Source organism: Herpetosiphon llansteffanensis (assembly GCF_003205875.1).
GTDB classification, from domain to species: Bacteria; Chloroflexota; Chloroflexia; order Chloroflexales; family Herpetosiphonaceae; genus Herpetosiphon; species Herpetosiphon llansteffanensis.
Genome location: NZ_PUBZ01000044.1, coordinates 18,372 through 36,529, shown reverse-complemented (window position 1 = coordinate 36,529; position 18,158 = coordinate 18,372). Strand labels below are relative to the sequence as shown.

The window sequence follows — 18,158 nt, the reverse complement described above, 5'->3', positions numbered from 1 at the left end:
GTTCTCATGAGTAATCTTGAAGCCCAATTTCTCCAAGAAATGCTTGATGGCTATCGTTTGGCAGCAAAACAAGGCTATAAGGCGACCTATTATTTGCGTATGCTGGAAGAGCTAGGCGCAATTCCTGCTGCCAAAAGACTGGTGTCAGATCCCGATATTAGCAGTGGCTTGCAACAGCTTTGCTTGCTCGGTTTGCTCAATACTTCTGCAGAAGCAATTATTCTCAAACCTGAATATGCTGAATTATTTACCGATGCAGAACGCCAAATTGCCCGCGAAAAATTAATTGCCCTCGGCTGGAACGCCGAATAATTCTTGTAATTGCTCAATTGGCCTAAGTAAATTCCCTCACCCCAACCCCTTGCCTGCCACGCGGGCGAGGGGCTTTTGCGTATCACCTCGACCTAAATCCTCATAGCAAGCACGCCAGATCCTAACAGTTTTATAACAATTGCTCGCTACACTCTTAACCAGAAGCTAACACAGATTGCCGATCGCTTTTGGCGTTGCGGCGTGCGAAGGAATGAGCTTATGCTGCAACAACTGCGCTATCAACCAACCCTGATCTGGCCAACTGAGCCAACGCCAGTGTGCGAACTACCGCAATCGGCGCTTGAACCACACTTGGCTGAATTTACGCCAATTAGTTTGCAACAGATGGATTCGGTGGCCTTGCTGAATCGCACCGATAGCAAATATGTGTGCGCAATTCAGCAATTAACCGCAATCTTGCCCGCTTTAGTGGCGGATTATCGGGTGCTGGAAATTGCTGGGCGGCGCATGCATCGCTATCATACGCGCTATTTCGATACTGCTGATTTTGCGCTCTATCGTCGGCATCATGCTGGGGGTCGCAATCGCTATAAAGTGCGCAGCCGCACTTATCTTGATACGCAGCATTATTTTCTCGAAGTAAAGCACAAAATTAATAAATATCGCACGATCAAGCATCGAATGCCAACGCCAATTGGCTTGGAAACCCTAACTCCAGCCAGCAAAGCCTTTGTGCAACAGCTTGTGCCGTTCGATGTGGGCTTATTGCAGCCAACGCTGACCAACGATTTTAGCCGCATCACCTTGGTGAATATTGCCGAACAAGAGCGCGTAACCCTTGATCTTGGCATCCACTTTCAGGCCCATCTGCACAGCGTTGAGCTGACGGGCGTAGTGATTGCCGAAGTCAAACAAGCTGGCATTAATCGCAGTTCGCCCTTTATTCAAGGCATTCGTGGCCAACATTTGCACACGATTGGCATGAGCAAATATTGCAGCGGCGCAGCCTTGCTCTACCCAGAATTGCCACGCAACAGCTTCAAACCAACCTTACGCTATTTGCATAGCTTGATGGAGTATGCTCAATGACAAGCGAATTAACTCAATTTTTGCTCGGTGCGGGCTTTAATTTATTCGTAACACTGCTGATTGTGCGCGGTGTGTATTACCCCGTCACCCAAGATAAAAATTTCGTTTTTACCTTTATTGGCTTCAATATGATCATCTACTTTGTGCTGGGCTTTCTAACCAGCGTTGAAGTGGGCGTGGGCGTTGGCTTTGGCCTGTTTGCGATTTTCTCGCTGCTGCGCTATCGCACCGACGAGATTCCAATTCGCGAAATGACCTATTTGTTTATTTTGATTGCCTTGGGCGTGATGAATTCGCTGATGCACAGCGGCAGTTTGCTGCAAATTGGCATCGCCAACGCTGTGATTTTGGTGATTTTGTTTGTGCTCGAAAAAGGCTGGGGCTTTCAGTTTGAAGCCAACAAGCGTGTCGCCTACGACAAAATTGAGCTGATTGGTGATGCTCGCTCCGAGGAATTGCTCGCCGATTTACGCCAACGGACTGGCATTCCAGTCAAACGGGTTGAAATTGGCCGCATCGATTTATTGCACGATATGGCCGATTTGAAAATTTTCTACGATGAAACGCCACGCTTGAGCGCTAAGCATAAGCCCACCAATGCCCGTGTGTTGCGCGATCAGCATCAATTGCCCTAAGCAGAATTCGGCTACTGGCTTTCTTTAATTTGCAAAATTATGAGGTTGCTATGAAATTTTGGCGCTGGTTGTGTTTGGTGGCAGTTGGATTAAACTTGGCGGCATGTACGGCTTCGAGCACTGCGACCGTTGTGCCTGCTGAAGCGACCGTTGTTGCGGGCGTGACGCGGCCTGCTGGCTGGAATGAAGCGTCGCACGGCGAGAGTGCCGAACCAAATTATGCTGTGGTTTTTCCGCAAAATGCGGTCAATCAACTAACCATTACGATCGATTCGGCTTCGTGGCAAGCCATGCAAGCGAATATGACCGAGCTTTTTGGCGAGCCTGGTAGCCGTCAGATGGGTGGCGGTTTTCCTGGCGGCGTGTTTACCGATACCAATGGCTTGCCAATGCGCCCAGTTGGTGCGTTTACCGATACCAATGGCATGCCTGGTGGTTTCCCCGGTGGCGTATTTACCGATACCAATGGCATGCCTGGTGGTTTCCCCAGTGGCGTATTTACTGATACCCAACGCATGCCCGGTGGCATGCCAAATATGGGCGATTTGGTGACTGAAAACCCGATGTTGGTAACGGCAACGCTGAGTTTTGAAGGCCAAACATGGACGAATGTTGGCGTGCGCTACAAAGGCAATTCTTCGTTGATGAACGCTTGGAATAGCCAGCAAAGCAACTTGCCCTTCAAGCTCGATTTTGATCAATTTGAAAAAACCTATCCCGACATTGATAACCAACGCTTTTATGGCTTCAAACAATTGGCGCTGGCAAATAATTTAGGCGATCTGACTGCCATGCGCGAAACGATTGCCTACGATCTCTTTGCCCAAATGGGCTTGCCCGCAGCTGAAACTGCGACCTATGAAGTGCTGCTTGATCATGTCAACGGCGTTGAAAGCTTGGGCCTGTACACAGCCGTTGAGGTGATCGACGATACGGCAATTGCTCGCGTTTTTGGCGACGATAGCGGCAATATCTACGAAGGCGATGGCAGCGCCGCCAGTTTGGCCGAAGGCAGCAAGGCTGCAATTCAGGAAAGTTTTCAGAAGGAAAATAACGATACCACTGGCTGGGCCGATGTTGAAGCGCTCTACGATGTGCTGCATTCAAGTGAACGCACCAGCAATCCTGCGGCGTGGCGAGCCAAACTAGAGGCCGTGTTTGATGTGCCAAGCTTTCTGAAATGGCTTGGCGTGAGCACCTTGCTGGAGCATTGGGATACCTACGGGGCTATGACCCATAATTATTATCTTTACAATAACCCAGCCACTGGCAAATTGACGTGGGTTTCGTGGGATCATAATTTTGTGTTAGGGGCGAGTATGGGTGGCGGTCGCAATCAAGCGCCTGCTGGGATGCAGAATAATCCCAATCAACCAGCCAATGGCAACAACCAAGCTCTGCCCAATAACCCTAATCGGCCAGCCAATGGCGGCGAGATGCGCGGGCCTGGCGGTGGCTTTGGTGGTCAAAACAATACCTTTGATAAAGCCAGCGTAACCAGCGATTGGCCCTTGATTCGCTACTTGCTTGATGATCCGACCTACTATACGGCTTATATTGCGGCGCTGCGCGAAACCAGCAGCCAATTTGATGCAGAGGCCTTGGTGCAAAAATATACAGCCCTAGCCGCGACGATCAGCCCAAGCGCGATTCAAAAAACCAGCGTTGATGAGTATAACGCCGCTGTTACAAGCCTCATGGAGCGGATTCGCACCCGCAGCAGCGATTTGAAGACCTTCTTGGCTACCCAATAAAAATAAAGGCCTGTGAGTTTGGAATGAACTCACAGGCCTTGGTCGTTTAGGCGCTTAAGCCGCCATCAACGTTGATCGTCGCTCCAGTGATAAAGGCGGCGGCTGGGCTGGCCAAGAAGGCCACGGTTGCGCCAACTTCTTCGGCCTTGCCCAAGCGTTTGAGCGCAATTGCTTGAGTAAATACTTCCAGCATTGGGCTATCGCCGGGACCCATATCGGTGTCGATTGGGCCTGGTTGCACATTATTAACCGTGATGCCGCGTTGGCCTAGCTCGCGGGCCCATGCGCGGGTGTAGCTGGCAACTGCCGCTTTCGAGGCTGAATAATCGGCTAGACCGGCAAATGGTGAGCCATCAGCGGCCACCGAGCCAATCGAAATAATTCGCCCGCCATCTTGCAACAAGGGTGTTGCCGTGCGCACGGCGGTGGCAACACCTTTCACATTGACTGCAAACATATGCTCAATCGCTTCAACATCGGTGTTTGGGTCGCTTAATACTGCGCCCTGAAACACGCCAGCGTTATTGACCAAAATATCGAGCTTGCCAAAATGCGCCACAACGTTATTGACCAAACTGGCCACTTGGTCGCTATCTGCTTGGTCGGCGTGGAAGGCTGCGGCCTTAACGCCAAGCGCTTGTAATTGTTCGACTACCGCTTCTGCTTTGCTGGCCGAGGCGACATAACTAATCGCAACGTCTGCGCCTTGTTCGGCCAAGGCAACCGCGCTGGCTGCGCCAATTCCGCGTGAACCACCAGTGACCAAGGCAACTTTTCCGGCTAATGGCTTGCTCATGGGCTTCCTTCCAAAATCAATAAAAATAATATAGTACCGATAAGTACATATATTTTGTACTGATCGGTACTATATAGAAAGTACTGAGATTTGTCAAGCCCTAATTTGATCCATGAAGCGCACGAAGGGTAAGTTTTTGATCCACGAAGCGCACGAAGAACGATTTTAGCCACAGATTGGCACAGATTGACGCAGATTGGGTTTCTTTTAGCCACGAATTGCCCGAATTGCCCGAATAAATGTTCCGATAGCCCATAGCCCATAGCCTATAGCCATCGTCCCTTTTTCGCCACAGATTGGCACAGATTGACGCAGATTGGGTTTCTTTTAGCCACGAATTGCCCGAATTGCCCGAATAAATGTTCCGATAGCCCATAGCCTAGAGCCTGATCCTTTTTTGACTTCTGACTTCTGACTTTTGCGTTCATCCCTCATCCTTCATCCTTTCACTATGTTCTATGCTCTATGCTCTTTTTGCGTTCATCCCTCATCCTTCATCCTTTCACTATGTTCTATGCTCTATGCTCTCTGTTCTTTTTGCCTTCATCCTTTCATTATGTTCTATGCTCTCTGTTCTTCATCCCTCATCCTTCATCCTTCATCCTTTTATATTGGCTTGTGTTATAACGCTGTTTGACGTATGATCGTTATGGTCAATCCAGACTAGATTGGTTAGCAATGATGAGTGCAATAACAGAACAAAAAGTTGGGCGACCGCGGGCCTTTGATCGCGATGAAGCCTTATTTCAAGCGTTAAATGTCTTTTGGCGTTTGGGCTATGAAGGTGCTTCGCTCAGCGATTTAACCGAAGCGATGGGGATTAATCGGCCCAGTTTGTATGCGGCGTTTGGCAATAAAGAGAGCCTTTTTCGCGAAGTGTTGGCACGTTATCACGAGCTGAGTATGCCTTCGATTCAGGCGGCGTTGGATCATGCTGAGATTTATCCGGCGCTTGAGCAATTGCTGCGGATCAACATTCGCCAAATTACCAACCCGAGCGTGCCTGCTGGCTGCTTGTTAATTCGCGGCGTGCCGGTCTGCAATGATACAACTGCGCCAATTTACCAGGCTGTGGTTGACCAACGCCTCAGCCAAGAAAGCCTAATTCGTGAGCGGTTGGCGCAAGCAGCGCAGGCAGGCCAACTGGCCGAGAAGGTTGATGCAGCGGATCTGGCGCGCACGATTATGGCCTTTTCCAATGGCTTATCGATTCAACGGGTCAATGGGGCAACGCATGCAGAACTAGAGCGCTCGGTTGAGCTGTTTTTACGCGGCTTGCAGGGATTGTTGGTAGCCTAAAACTCGCATACGGCATGCTTATTTTGAAGCATGCCGTAGCAGGTTTAATCGTTGCTTGCTGATTGATTATCGGCGCTAGGGCGCTCGAAAATTTGCTCGATCGCCAGCTCAAACAGATCGGCTATTTTGAAGGCCAGCGGCAAGCTAGGGTCATATTTGCCGGTTTCAAGTGCATTGACGGTTTGGCGGGAGACTCCCAAGGCTTGAGCCAAATCTGCTTGTGACCAATCGCGCTCGGCGCGTAAGACTCGCAAACGATTTTTCATTGATAGCTCCGGTTAGCGAAGGCTAAGCCAAAACTCCAACAGGTTGTCAAAAGTGGCAAAACCCACAGCCACGAAATTTGCGGTACATTGACCAACACTTGCAGCAAGCCATAAGCGCAGCTAATAAAACCAGTAGCACCCACGGCAAAGGCAAAGGCCAGCAATTGAACATGGCGTTGAAATTCATCCATGCTGCTGATTGCCCGATACATAGCTTGAATGCCAAGCCCCACTGGCACCAACGGCACGATTGCTAGCGCTGCGCGCCATGGCGATTCGGGCAGGTTTGGCACAATCAGAATCACCGTCATCAACAAAATTGGAAACAACACGAACGCGATAATCAATTGGCGAATTGCTGTTGATTGAGCTTTCATTGTAAAGCATCCTTGACTAATCATTGAACTGGCGTGAGTATAAACCCATTGTTTGTTTAAGTCAAGCATGCTTTACAAAAAGAAATGTCTGCTTTACAAAAAGACATTAACCATTGACATGAGCTTAGAATAAACCAATGGTCTGGCCGTGCTCATCAATATCAATGTTTTCGGCAGCAGGGTGGGCGCTAAGGCCGGGCATGGTCATCATATCGCCAGCAATTGGGTAGATAAAGCCAGCGCCAATGCTTGCACGTACCTCGCGAATTGGAAATATATAATCGCTTGGTGCGCCTTTGAGCGCCGGATCATGGCTGATGCTAAGATGGGTTTTGGCCATACAAATTGGCAAATTGCCAAAGCCATTGGCTTCGAGCTTGGCCAATTGTTCGCTGGCCTCAGGGCTGTAGCTGACCTCAGCCGCCCCATAGATATTCGTGGCGATGCTGGCAATTTTGGCGGTTAATGGTTGCTCAAGCTCATATAAGAATTGGGCTTGGCCTGCTTGCTCAATTGCTGCCAGCACTTTTTCGGCTAGTGCTTCGCCACCAGCGCCGCCTTGGCTAAATACTGTGCTCACCGCCACATCGAATGCGCCTGCACTCATAGCAATTTCCCGCACTGCCTCAATTTCTGAGGGATGATCATCGGGGAAGGCATTGAGCGCAACCACAACTGGCAAGCCGAATAATTGGGCGTTGCGAATGTGTTTTTGGAGATTTGCGCCGCCAGCATACACGGCATCGGGGTTTTCTTGCAGCAAATCTGCTGGTAATGGCCGACCTGGCTTGATGTTCCAGCGCCCGCTGTGAGCTTTGAGTGCGCGAATTGTGGCCACCAAGACCACCACGGCAGGTTTGGCATCAAAGGCACGGCACTTAATATCGAAGAATTTTTCGCCGCCCATATCCATAGCAAAACCAGCTTCGGTTACCACATAATCGGCGATCCGCAGCCCAACTTGGTCGGCAACCACGCTGGCGTTGCCATGGGCGATGTTGGCAAACGGCCCGCCATGCATCAATACTGGCGTGTTTTCAATCGTTTGCATCAGCGTTGGGTGAATTGCGTTGCGCAGAATGACCGTCGCTGCGCCTGCTGCCCGAATGTCATCGGCAGTGATCGGTTGGCCTCGGCGATTGAATGCCACGACCATGCGTCCGATGCGTTGGCGTAAATCGCGCACCACAGCGGCGTGAGTTTCGCCGCTCACCAAGGCCAAAATGGCCATTAATTCGCTGGCGGCGGTAATGTCAAAGCCAGTTTGGCGCGGAATGCCATGCTGTGCCCCACCTTGGCCAATCGTGATTGATCGTAAAAAGCGATCGTTAACATCAAGCACCCGCCGAATCTGAATTTGCTCGGGGTCGATGCCAAGTGGATTTTTCTGATACCAACTATTGTCGGTCATGGCGGCGATTTGGTTGTGGGCTTGGGTGACGGCGTGAATATCGCCAGTCAAATGCATCAAGCTATCTTCCAAGGGGATAACTTGCGAATAGCCGCCACCAGAGCCGCCGCCCTTGATGCCAAAGACTGGGCCAAGCGAGCTTTGGCGCAACGTGCAGATGGCGCGTTTGCCCAAGCGATTTAATGCCATGCTCAGGCCAATGGTGGTTGCAGTTTTGCCCTCACCAAGCGGGGTTGGAGTCATGGCGGTTACTAAAATCTGCTTGCCGCGAGGCCGATCGTGGCTTGTATCAAGCAGATCAAGGTTGATTTTGGCGCGATAACGCCCATATGGCTCGACAAATTGCTCAGCAATCGCAAGTTCCTCGGCAATTTGGGCGATCGGTCGGGGTGAGGCCTCGGCAGCGATTTGTAAACTACTTTTCATGAACGCTCTGTCCTTTATCAATTGTCCGCACCGCCGTTGGTGCGGTTGCCATTGCATGCAATAGCTGGCGATTAACGCAAAGCCACCGCTCCAATGCTTGGTCGTTTTGCCCTCATCATGGCTATTGTAGCGGTGTTTTGCTGGCTAAATTATAGTTATTTTTATCGATCGAGGTTTACAAATCGCAACCTGCTTAGGCTCGCCCGAACATGCGCCCAAGCACGCCGCGCACAACTTTGGGGCGGAGCAACGCTTCTGGGCCTGCCAATAGATGCATCACATCCAAAAAGGCTTGGTAAATTTCGGTTGATTGAGCGCTGAGCCAAAACACATGCTCGGTATACCATTGCAAAAAGCGAATTTTCGGGCTACGCGAGCCTGGCATTCCTTTGAAGCGTAAGGCTTCGGCTTGGGTGATGAGCCATGGCACTTCAATAATTTTCTGGGCCTGTTTGAAAAAGGCTTGAGCTACGGTGGCAGCTTGTTGGCCTTGGGCCGAAGCTAGCACTTGATCTAAAGCATGGGCCTCTTTGCAGGCGAGGGTCATGCCTTGGCCAAACACTGGGTCAACGCTACATAAGGCATCGCCGAGCACCAAAAATCCTTGGGGAAAACGTTTTAATTTTTCATAATGATGCAGGACTTGCTGCGGATAGCCAAAACGAATAGGCTCGCTGACTGGAGTTGCCTCGGCTAAAGTGGTATAAATATCGGGAATTGGCAGCTGTTTGACATACTCCAAAACGCCTTCATTGGTGGGAGTTGGGTGCTGGCCGAGATAACCAAACAGGGTCACAATCCAATGCTCGTCGTCGATTGGCGCAATAATCGCCCCGCGTGGCGAGTCCTTTGATGGGTGACAGGCTAAGGATTGCCAATCTCGGGTGGTGTCAGTTTTTTTGAATATCTGGCTGACATAGACCAAATCGATTGGCATTACTTCTTTGACGGGTGTTTGATAACCAGCAGCTTCGAGCCATTGGCTGGTGCGCGAGCCACGGCCAGTTGTATCAACCACGAGATCGGCGTTAAGCTCGCTGGTTTGCTCGTCGTGGCGCACCAGCACACCAGTTACGCTGGTTTTGCTGGCATCAAACAACAACTGTTCAACCTTGGTTTGGCTGCGAAACTCAATCTTAGGATGTTGGCGCACATACTCGCGAATTCGGCTTTCGAGATCAACTCGTGCTTGAGGATAAAAGCTAATACTGCATGGTTGGCGGGTTTTCCACGAGCCAGCTTGAAACCAACGCAAATCGCGTGACCAATTCAGCTCTGGCACGCCAGCGGCATGCATATCGCTGGTGAAACTTGGGAAATAATGTTGCAGCACATTAAGCCCACCAGTTAATAAAATATGGACATGGTTGGCTTGGGGTACGCCCTTGCGGGGCTGAGTTGCATCATTCAATCCATCGCGCTCGACGATAATCACATGTTGAAAATGGTTGGCTAAGGCCCGGGCTGCGACTAGGCCTGCGATACTGGCCCCGATTACTACCGCCTGTTGTCGTTGCATAACACACTCCTGAAGATGCTTGATACTTGCTAATGCTGCTTTATGACGCAAAAAACTAACAGTTTCTTTCTGCGAGAAGGAAATAGGCCTCGCTTTGAGTGGCGAGCAATGGTTAAATGCTCGGCTGAAGCCAGTAAATCATAGAGCTATACTTGCTCAATACTGGGTTTTAGACGTACGGTATCATATTTATTAATTTAATTTGACAAATAATTATTTCGACATTAACATACAGCCTACAATGTAATTTATTGCTAGGATAATCAATAGCATAAAACATTGTAATACTTCTTTATTAGTTGATTAACGACAGCATACTCCTGCTTAAATCAACATTCTTGTTATTCCACTGGCCGATAACCTTGATTTAAGAAAGCATTCTTCTCTTCGTACTATCCTCATTAAAGAAGAATTTTAGATCTTATTTGCCCAGATCATGGGATTGATTAAACTATTGCTATCAGGATACTTACAATGCGTTGGTTAACGAAATTGTTCCTGCTCATTGGGCTTAGCAGTGTTTGGATTGGCTGTTCTCAACAATCTGAAAGTGGCTCAGCAATGGAAACTGATCCAGTGACTGTGCAACTTGATATGACTGCTGGCATGCCCCCACCAACATGGCACATGTCAGCTACCCAACGTAGTGAATTTTTCACGCTCCTTCAACAACTCACACCTGTAGAGGCTAAAAAAGCCTTTGATAATTTGGGCAATCGAGGGTTTGTGGTTACGACTATTAATCCAGCCCGTACAATTCGAGTTCAACAAGGATTTGTTTGGATCATAGGCGATAACTACGAACGGGTGTTTAGCGATACGAATAATGATCTCGAACGTTTTTTGCTGCTAAGCGGCCAGCCAAGCTTGGAGCCTGGATTATATACAATGTCGGAAAAAGAGATTGGCAACAATTAATAAGCATACTCAGCATGTAACTCATACACAGCTTCAAGGTCGCGCGAACTTACACTGTAGGCGCGATAGGTGACTGATTGGCTTGGATTGAGCATGGTCAGCAAACGGGCACGAATTGATGGGCGTTGAACCAAGTTAAGCGCTTGGCTTGGTTCAACCCATTCGACTGCTAAACTCTCTGCGCTGGTGGTTAATTGACCAGCCTGATACGCACAGCGAAAATCAAGATTAACGCTGCCCAAGGCCAAATTTGATGATACGCCAACCAAGCGTTCAAGGGTGGCATAAACTCCCGTTTCTTCAAAAATCTCACGCGCGAGCGCTTGAGACAAACTCTCACCAACCTCAACCTGCCCGCCCGGAAACTCCCAGCCACCGCGTGGGCTTTGCAACAATAAAATTTCGCCAGCCTGATTAAACACACAGCCTGCAACCGTCACGATATGGCGTGGAATATGCTGCATACACGCTCCTTACCTAAATCTTCTAGAGCAACAATAGCTGATTGCACATACCTACGACAATGGTGCGTAGCTGATAGTTCGCTCATTGCTGGCATTGAGCCTATGGGTGAGTGCTAACAACCTATAGGCTAAGCATTTGGATAGGACAAATGGGGCTTGGGCGAACTAAGCTAGCGACCAAGATAGGTGGTATACTCAGGCTACTCGTAGCTTTACGGAGATTCGCTGCATGGCTCGCACGTTTCAAGCTCTGATTCCGCGCCTGCGGCTGCATGCTGGTTTGGCGCTGTTGCTCTATGTTACCACCCACCTGCTGAACCATGTTTGGGGAATCTTTGGCCTCGAAGCCTTGGAATCGGCGCGCCGCTTTTTTCTGGGGTTTTGGCGACATCCAGCGATTTTTTGGGTTGTGCCTGCAAGTTTGCTGGTGCATGTGCTGTTGGTAAGCTATAAGTTACTGACCATCACCAATTGGCGGCGCTTGCATTGGAACGAATGGCTGCAATTGTGCTTGGGCTTAATCATGCCCTTGCTGATTACCTCGCATATTTATGTGACTCGTTATGCCACGATGGCGTATGGCGTGCGCGACACCTATAGCTATGTGCTGCTTGGCCAACCTGCAATCGCGCTTGATCTGTATTTGATGCTGGTGGTGGTTTGGTTGCATGGCAACCTCGGTTTGATGAGCTATTTATGGCATAAACCGTGGTTTCGGCGCATTAAACAGCCCTTGCTAATTGCCCAAATTATGCTTCCCTTGCTTGCCATGGTTGGCATTATTGTCGCTCATCGCGAGGTAAACCAGCTTAAACAAGACCCCGCATGGATTTTCCGCGCAATGGAATTTACCAACCCAAACAATGTTGACGTGGCGACTGCTGCCAGTAATTTTATGGCGAGCTTTGGAGTTGGTTATCTTGCATTGCTGGTTGGCTTTGGCGGTGGGCGAGCGGTAGTGCTGCGTTTGCGGCGCAAGCATTATCTGATTTCGGTGGAATATAAGGGCATTGCGACGGTAACAATTGCACCTGGTACGAGCTTGCTTGAAGCCAGCCTTGCTAATGGCATTCCGCATGCCCATAGTTGTGGCGGGCGTGGGCGCTGTTCCACCTGCCGAATCGAAATTATCGAAGGGGCTAAAGCGTTAAATCCGCCGAACGAAACCGAGCAACGCCTGCTCAAGCGCTTTGGGGCTGGCGGCGATATTCGCTTAGCATGCCAAACGATTCCTACTGGCGCTTGTGTCGTTCGGCCATTGTTGCATCACCACGATCGTACCCAACCTGGCACGCCAACCATGATTAGCCATGGCGCTGATAAGCAAATTGTGATTATGTTTGCTGATTTGCGTGGCTTTACGACGCTCTCCGAGGGCAAATTGCCCTATGATACGGTTTTTATCCTCAACCAATATTTTCAATCGATGGGCCAAGTGATCGAGGCCAATGGCGGCTATCTCGATAAATTTATTGGCGATGGGATTATGGCCTTGTTTGGCTTGGAAAGCACTTTAGAGCAAGCTTGTCATAATGCACTTGCGGCGGCTCAAGCGATGGCGCATCAGCTCGATGTGCTCAATCAGCGCTTGCAACACGATGTGAGCGAGCCGTTGCGCATGGGCATTGGCATTCATTGCGGCCATGTGATTGTGGGCGATTTGGGCTATAAACGGGCTAAACATCTGACCGCAATTGGCGATGCGGTGAATATTGCCGCCCGTTTGGAAGAAGCCACCAAAACCTTGCAAACCCAATTGGTCGTTTCGCGGGCCGTGATGCAGCATAGCAGCTTGGATTTGCAGGATTTGATGTTGAGCGAAATTCCGATCCGTGGCCGCGTGCAGCCCTTGGAGATCTACTCGATTGAGAGCGCCAAAAGCCTCGTGCTGGTGCCATTGACCTTGAATAGCTAAATTTCGATCACCACATTGCCTTTTTTGCGACCTGTTTCGACATAACGATGGGCTTCGGCTAAATCGGCCAAGCAATAGCGGCGATCAATCACCGCTTTGAGCGTACCAGCAGTAATTAATTCGGCCAAAAAGTTAAGGTTGGCTGGCTTTTGATTCAGGCCTGTGGCGGCAAATTTGGCTTTTTTGCCCTTGCCAAGGCTTGTCCAAGCCATGTTCAGCACAATGCTCAGAGTTGGCACGGTCATTAAATAGATGCCGTTGGCTGTAAGCAAGCGTTTGCAATGACCATATGTGCTTTTGCCAATTGCATCAAATACCACAGCGTAGCGTTGCTGGCTTTGGGTAAAATCGCTGCTGGTGTAATCGATCACATGGTCGGCTCCGTATTGCTTAACCAGCTCGCGATTGGCAGCGCTGCATACGGCGGTAACTGTCGCGCCATAATATTTGGCCAATTGAATGGCGTAGATTCCGACTGCTCCCGAAGCGCCATTGATCAAGATGTGTTGGCCTGCTTGCAATTTGGCAACATCACGTAAAAAGAGTAATGCTGTGGTTGAGCCATCGCAGATTGCCACAGCCTCGGCGGCGCTGACGTTGCTTGGTTGCTTGGCAATTGGCTGATCTTCGGCGAGGCACAAATATTCGCCATAGCTGCCAAATGTTTTGGGACTCATGCCAAAAACTTGGTCGCCAACCTTGAAGCGTTGAACTGCTGGGCCAATTGCCTCGACCGTGCCCGCGAATTCAACCCCCAGAATGGCAAATTTTGGTTTGCGCAGGCCATACATCAGCTTGACGACGAAGGGATCGCCTTTGCGAAAGGCGCAATCCGAGGGCGTGACGCTGGCTGCTTGAACCTTAATGAGCAGCTCGTTGGCCTTGGGCGTTGGTTTGCTGGCCTCACCAAATTGCAAAACGTCAGGCGAACCATACCCAGTACATAGCATCGCTTTCATACTGTTTGCTCCAAGCTTTGTTCAGTTGACGCTTGCAGATTGATCAAGATTTTGCCTTTGGCGTGGCCTGCTTCGAGATAACGCATGGCTGCTGGCGCTTCGGCGAGCGGGTAGCGGCGATCGATGACTGCTTTAATATCGCCATTGGCGAGCAAAGAGCCGACTTTGGCCAGATCGGTTTGGTTTGGCTTGGCAAATAGATTACTAAGCTGTTGTTGGCTGCCAAGCGAAAGCAATTTACCTACGATCAGGGCTTGGAAAATTTGGCGCATCTCGCCACCAATCATCACATACCGGCCTTTGGCTGCTAAACTGCGTTTGTAATCAAAGATTGAGCGATAGCCATTGACCCCAAGAATTAAATCGTAGCGTTGGCCGTTGCTGGCAAAATCTTGTTTGGCGTAATCCAGCACGCTATCGGCACCGAGTTCACGCAACAAATCATGCTTGCTTGCGCTGGCAACTGCCGTGACTGTTGCCCCAAAATGCTTGGCAAGTTGGACCGCAAACGTGCCAATACCACCAGATGCGCCGTAAATTAAGATGTTTTGGCCAGCGGCGATCTGGCCTTGGCGCAACCCTTGCAGCGCGGTAACGGCGGCCATCGGTGCTGCTGCTGCTTGCTCAAAATCAACATTCTCAGGCTTGAGCACCAAAACATGCTCGGGCGCACAAACATATTGACCCAAGCCGCCAGCGCCGCAACCAGCAAGATCGCCAAAAATGGCATCACCTACTTTAAATTGGCTAACGTTGCGTCCTACCGCCTCAACGATTCCGGCGACATCAGTGCCGGGCGTGCCTTTTTTGGGCTTGAACAGCCCAGTCATGAGCCGCATGAGCAGCGGTTTGCCATGCATCAAACGCCAATCGGCGGCGTTTAAGGCACTGACACAGACCTTGATCAGCACCTCATTGTCGACGGGTGTTGGGCGAGCTACCTCGCTGAGTTGCAACACATCGGCTGTGCCATAGTCACGATAAATAATAGCTTGCATCGGAAAACTCCAGGTTATACTTGTTCATGTGGATTGAAGCTGCTCGTTGTTGAGTTCAGCGGCATTAGCGAAATTAAGGGCATGCCCAAATCGCGAATTTTTTTGATCAGGCCATACAAGGCTGCTTGATCGGCAATCAGGCCAACTAAAAGCGTATCGCCATTGGTCAGCGCAACGATTTCCAAGCCTGCAAACCATTCGGCCCAGGTCTGATCAAGCTGGCCACGCAGGCAAATTTGATAGATCATTGCTTCTGGTGCTCGTTGCTGGTAGTTGGTCATCACTGCCTCTGCTGGAACAAGCGCCGCGCCCAATGTCAACGGCTCAACTACCTGCTAGCATAGGCAATTGAGCTGAGTTTGGTTAGACACCAAAGTGTTGTTGTGTGCGAGTTGCGGATTATTGGCTGAGCAAGCCCAATTCGCGGGCGCGGGCTACCGCCTCGGTGCGCCGCTGAACCTGAAGTTTTTCAAAAATTCGTCGATTGTGGCCTTTGACGGTATCCAAGGCAAGGTGGAGTTGTTGGCAGATTGCCTGATTTGAATAGCCTTGGGCGATGAGGTGCAGCACTTCGCGCTCACGTTGGCTCAGCAGATCAAGCAAGCTTGGGGCGGCGGGATACAGTTGCTTGGGGTGCTCGCTGGCAAATTGTGCGAGCAAAGCATCGCGGTAAGCTGCTTGGGCTGATTGAGGATTGATGCTGGCGAGCAGGGTTTGCATTGCACTGCCATGATCAAGGAAAATGCGCACAAAACCCTCGCTTTCTGCAGTAATCAAGATTTTTGTGAGGATTTGCAAGGCTTGGCCCTGCTCGCCCAGCGCTGCTAAGCCTAAGCATTGAATTAAACTCAACCACAACTGTTGGTCGTGCCAGCCGTTTGCTTGGGCTTGTTCGAGTGCTGGCTTGAGCACGGCTAAGGCGGCACTTGGCTGTTGCTGGGCCAACAATACTTGAGCTTGGCCAATTGCTAGGTTGTGGCTTTGGGCCAGCTGTTGGGCTGCTTGGATTTGGCCGCGCAGCAAATGAATGCGTATCTGTTCGGCGGCAATTTTAGCATGCTGGGTGGTGTGACGATGCTGTTGGGCCGCAATCTGCGCTTGCTCCAACAGCAAACTTGCTTGCTCAAACTGGCCTTGGGCAATTAACAAGCGTGCTTTAACTACCTGACAGGCGACTTCGCGATCGGTGTGCTGTAATAATTGGGCTGATTGCAACGCCCGTTGATAATACTGCTCTGCTAAATCAAGCTGATTCGCTTGATAATATATGCGGGCGAGGCCAAGCTCGGCTCCACAATTGGCCGCAGGCAAACCAAGGTTGCTGCAAGCGTTAAGCACTTGCTGGTAGGTCGTCGTCGCAAGTTTGAGCCGATTATCACTTTCGTGGAGATTGCCCAAACCGATTGAAGCCAAGAGCACCGTGACCAAATTGCCTGAGCGCTGGCCGATGCTAATTGCTTGCTCGTAGGCATGTTTGGCCGCGCCGCGTTGGCCTTGTAACTGATAGGCATAGCCCAATTTCCAAACTGTCGAGGTGCGAAACGAGAGATTATCAAGCGCAAGGTGGGCCAAAGCGCGTTCAGATTGGGCGATAATTTGGCCTGCATCGTTTTGGCTGAGCGCCAGCGTGCCGCGAATTGCCGCGATTCGCCCGATTAAATCTTGGAATTTTGGGCTTTGTTCATGCCTAGTCAAGGCTTGTTCTGCTGCTTGCAAGCGTTGCTCAATGCCATTAACTTGGCCTGTTGCCAGCCAAACCGAGGCTGCGGTGACCCAGAGTGAGGGATATTGATTAAACACGCTGGTCGGCAAGGCTTGCAGCCAATGCATAATTGGCAGCAATGCGCCTTGAAATTGCAGCGGCACGCGTTTGCCTTCGATTAAGCGTTCAGCGCGTTCGATGGCGTTGGCAGCGGCGGCATGTTCAAACGCTTCAATTTCTAACTCATTGTGCTCAAACCACGTGCTGGCGCGAATGTGTAACGCTTCGAGGCTGGTTGTTGTTTGCTGCGCCAAACTGCGTTGCAAGCGTTGGCGCAACAATTCGCCAAACAAATGATGATAGCGATACCAGCCGCGCTCGTGATCAAGCGCCACAATAAACATATTGGCTTGTTCAAGATATTCGAGCGTGCTTTGGCCAGTTTGTTCGTTGCTTGGCAGGAGCGCATCGCATAACGAGCCACACATGCGATTGAGGATTGAGCTGTGCAATAAAAATTGCTGAATTGCTGGCGGTTGGTGTTGCAGCACCTCTTCAAGCAAATAATCCATCACAAAATGGTGGCTGCCAGTGAACGAAGCAATAAAACTTTGGCGATCAGGCTGGTGCTGCATCGAAAGCCCTGCCAATTGCAAGCCTGCAATCCAACCTTCGGTGCGCGCTTCTAAGGCCGCAACTTCTGCTCCACTCAGATCGAGCTGCATCGCATTATTGAGAAATTGTTGGGCTTCAGCGAGGCTAAATCGCAGGTCGGCGCTGCGCAATTCGTGGAGTTGGCCACGCGCACGCAGCCGCGCCAACGGCAAATTCGGATCTTCACGAGTGGCGATGAGCAAACGCAACCCAGCTGGTAGATGTTCCAGTAAAAAGCTCAGTGCTTGGTCAAGCGCATGGTTTTCGATCACATGATAATCATCAAGCACCAAGCTGATGCTTTCGCTGCGGCCACTTATTTCATTGATCAAGCTAATCAGCGCTTGTTCGATGGCCTGTGGCTGGGCTTGAATTAAGCTCAATGCTGCCCCGCCAATACTGGGCACAATCGTTTGGATGGCATGAACAAGATAGCTGAAAAATCGGCTGGGATCGTTATCGCCTTCGTCGAGTGCGAGCCATGCCACCTGCTGCTGGGTGCTGGCCTGCCATTCGCTGAGCAAACTACTTTTGCCAAAGCCAGCTGGAGCCGAAATTAACTGCAAGCCACAATGCTGGGCAGCCTCTAAACGCGCGATTAAATGCGGACGGGCCACCCCGTTTGGGCGTGGTTGCGGCAGATGGAGCTTGGTTGCTAGAATGGATATTGGCATAGCTCAATTATAGAGTGGGCCGATTTGCC

At 50.4% G+C, this 18,158-nt stretch carries 17 protein-coding genes; 7 read left to right on the top strand and 10 right to left on the bottom strand.

The features are described 5' to 3' along the window. The first annotated feature begins 6 nt into the window (after window positions 1–6). The 4 genes from C5S61_RS02690 (at window position 7) to C5S61_RS02675 (ending at window position 3,751) form a co-directional block, all read left to right on the top strand. Complete coding sequence (locus C5S61_RS02690; protein ID WP_110513578.1) at window positions 7–312, top strand: hypothetical protein; 306 nt, start codon at window positions 7–9, stop codon at window positions 310–312. A 219-nt stretch (window positions 313–531) separates the two neighbouring features. Continuing rightward, window positions 532–1,362, top strand: a complete 831-nt coding sequence (locus tag C5S61_RS02685) for a polyphosphate polymerase domain-containing protein (protein WP_110513577.1) — start codon at window positions 532–534, stop codon at window positions 1,360–1,362. Next, window positions 1,359–1,997, top strand: a complete 639-nt coding sequence (locus C5S61_RS02680) for a DUF4956 domain-containing protein (RefSeq protein ID WP_110513576.1) — start codon at window positions 1,359–1,361, stop codon at window positions 1,995–1,997. The genes C5S61_RS02685 and C5S61_RS02680 overlap by 4 nt, the downstream gene beginning before the upstream one ends. Before the next feature lie 50 nt (window positions 1,998–2,047). Next, entirely contained in the window at window positions 2,048–3,751 is a 1,704-nt protein-coding gene (locus C5S61_RS02675) for a CotH kinase family protein (RefSeq protein ID WP_110513575.1), read from the top strand. A 46-nt stretch (window positions 3,752–3,797) separates the two neighbouring features. Here C5S61_RS02675 and C5S61_RS02670 read toward each other — a convergent pair whose 3' ends face one another. After that, on the bottom strand, window positions 3,798–4,547 hold the full coding sequence (locus C5S61_RS02670) for an SDR family NAD(P)-dependent oxidoreductase (RefSeq protein WP_110513574.1): 750 nt from the start codon (window positions 4,545–4,547) through the stop codon (window positions 3,798–3,800). A 681-nt stretch (window positions 4,548–5,228) separates the two neighbouring features. On the opposite strand from C5S61_RS02670, the gene C5S61_RS02665 reads away from it, so the two are divergent. After that, entirely contained in the window at window positions 5,229–5,846 is a 618-nt protein-coding gene (locus tag C5S61_RS02665) for a TetR/AcrR family transcriptional regulator (protein WP_164689189.1), read from the top strand. Between the two features lie 44 nt (window positions 5,847–5,890). Here the strand turns inward: C5S61_RS02665 and C5S61_RS02660 are convergent, their stop codons facing one another. The 4 genes from C5S61_RS02660 to C5S61_RS02645 all read right to left on the bottom strand — a co-directional run bounded on the left by C5S61_RS02660 (window position 5,891) and on the right by C5S61_RS02645 (window position 9,845). Then, window positions 5,891–6,112: a helix-turn-helix transcriptional regulator gene (locus tag C5S61_RS02660; RefSeq protein WP_110513572.1), complete on the bottom strand. Its 222-nt coding sequence runs from the start codon at window positions 6,110–6,112 to the stop codon at window positions 5,891–5,893. After that, window positions 6,109–6,489, bottom strand: coding sequence for a hypothetical protein (locus C5S61_RS02655; protein WP_110513571.1), 381 nt, complete (start codon window positions 6,487–6,489; stop codon window positions 6,109–6,111). Before C5S61_RS02655 ends, C5S61_RS02660 begins: the two co-directional genes overlap by 4 nt. Before the next feature lie 124 nt (window positions 6,490–6,613). Then, window positions 6,614–8,326: a formate--tetrahydrofolate ligase gene (locus C5S61_RS02650; protein ID WP_110513570.1), complete on the bottom strand. Its 1,713-nt coding sequence runs from the start codon at window positions 8,324–8,326 to the stop codon at window positions 6,614–6,616. 193 nt (window positions 8,327–8,519) lie between these two features. After that, window positions 8,520–9,845: an FAD-dependent oxidoreductase gene (locus C5S61_RS02645; RefSeq protein WP_110513569.1), complete on the bottom strand. Its 1,326-nt coding sequence runs from the start codon at window positions 9,843–9,845 to the stop codon at window positions 8,520–8,522. Between the two features lie 474 nt (window positions 9,846–10,319). On the opposite strand from C5S61_RS02645, the gene C5S61_RS02640 reads away from it, so the two are divergent. Further along, window positions 10,320–10,763, top strand: a complete 444-nt coding sequence (locus C5S61_RS02640; RefSeq protein WP_110513568.1) for a hypothetical protein — start codon at window positions 10,320–10,322, stop codon at window positions 10,761–10,763. On the opposite strand, the gene C5S61_RS02635 is transcribed toward C5S61_RS02640, so the two are convergent. Continuing rightward, the gene (locus C5S61_RS02635; RefSeq protein WP_110513567.1) at window positions 10,760–11,227 is read right to left on the bottom strand and encodes an NUDIX hydrolase; all 468 of its coding nucleotides are present in this window, start codon (window positions 11,225–11,227) and stop codon (window positions 10,760–10,762) included. The genes C5S61_RS02640 and C5S61_RS02635 overlap by 4 nt on opposite strands. A gap of 229 nt (window positions 11,228–11,456) precedes the next feature. Between C5S61_RS02635 and C5S61_RS02630 the strand changes: the two genes are divergently transcribed. Continuing rightward, complete coding sequence (locus tag C5S61_RS02630; RefSeq protein ID WP_110513566.1) at window positions 11,457–13,142, top strand: adenylate/guanylate cyclase domain-containing protein; 1,686 nt, start codon at window positions 11,457–11,459, stop codon at window positions 13,140–13,142. Here the strand turns inward: C5S61_RS02630 and C5S61_RS02625 are convergent. From C5S61_RS02625 to C5S61_RS02610, 4 genes are all read right to left on the bottom strand, one after another. Continuing rightward, a complete protein-coding gene (locus C5S61_RS02625) occupies window positions 13,139–14,101 on the bottom strand; it encodes an NAD(P)-dependent alcohol dehydrogenase (protein WP_110513565.1) in 963 nt (320 codons plus the stop codon). The genes C5S61_RS02630 and C5S61_RS02625 overlap by 4 nt on opposite strands. Further along, window positions 14,098–15,099: an NAD(P)-dependent alcohol dehydrogenase gene (locus C5S61_RS02620; protein ID WP_110513564.1), complete on the bottom strand. Its 1,002-nt coding sequence runs from the start codon at window positions 15,097–15,099 to the stop codon at window positions 14,098–14,100. The genes C5S61_RS02625 and C5S61_RS02620 overlap by 4 nt, the downstream gene beginning before the upstream one ends. A gap of 14 nt (window positions 15,100–15,113) precedes the next feature. Continuing rightward, window positions 15,114–15,380, bottom strand: coding sequence for a DUF8691 family protein (locus tag C5S61_RS02615; protein WP_205701348.1), 267 nt, complete (start codon window positions 15,378–15,380; stop codon window positions 15,114–15,116). Between the two features lie 118 nt (window positions 15,381–15,498). Then, entirely contained in the window at window positions 15,499–18,129 is a 2,631-nt protein-coding gene (locus C5S61_RS02610; RefSeq protein ID WP_110513563.1) for a winged helix-turn-helix domain-containing protein, read from the bottom strand. Window positions 18,130–18,158: the final 29 nt, after the last annotated feature.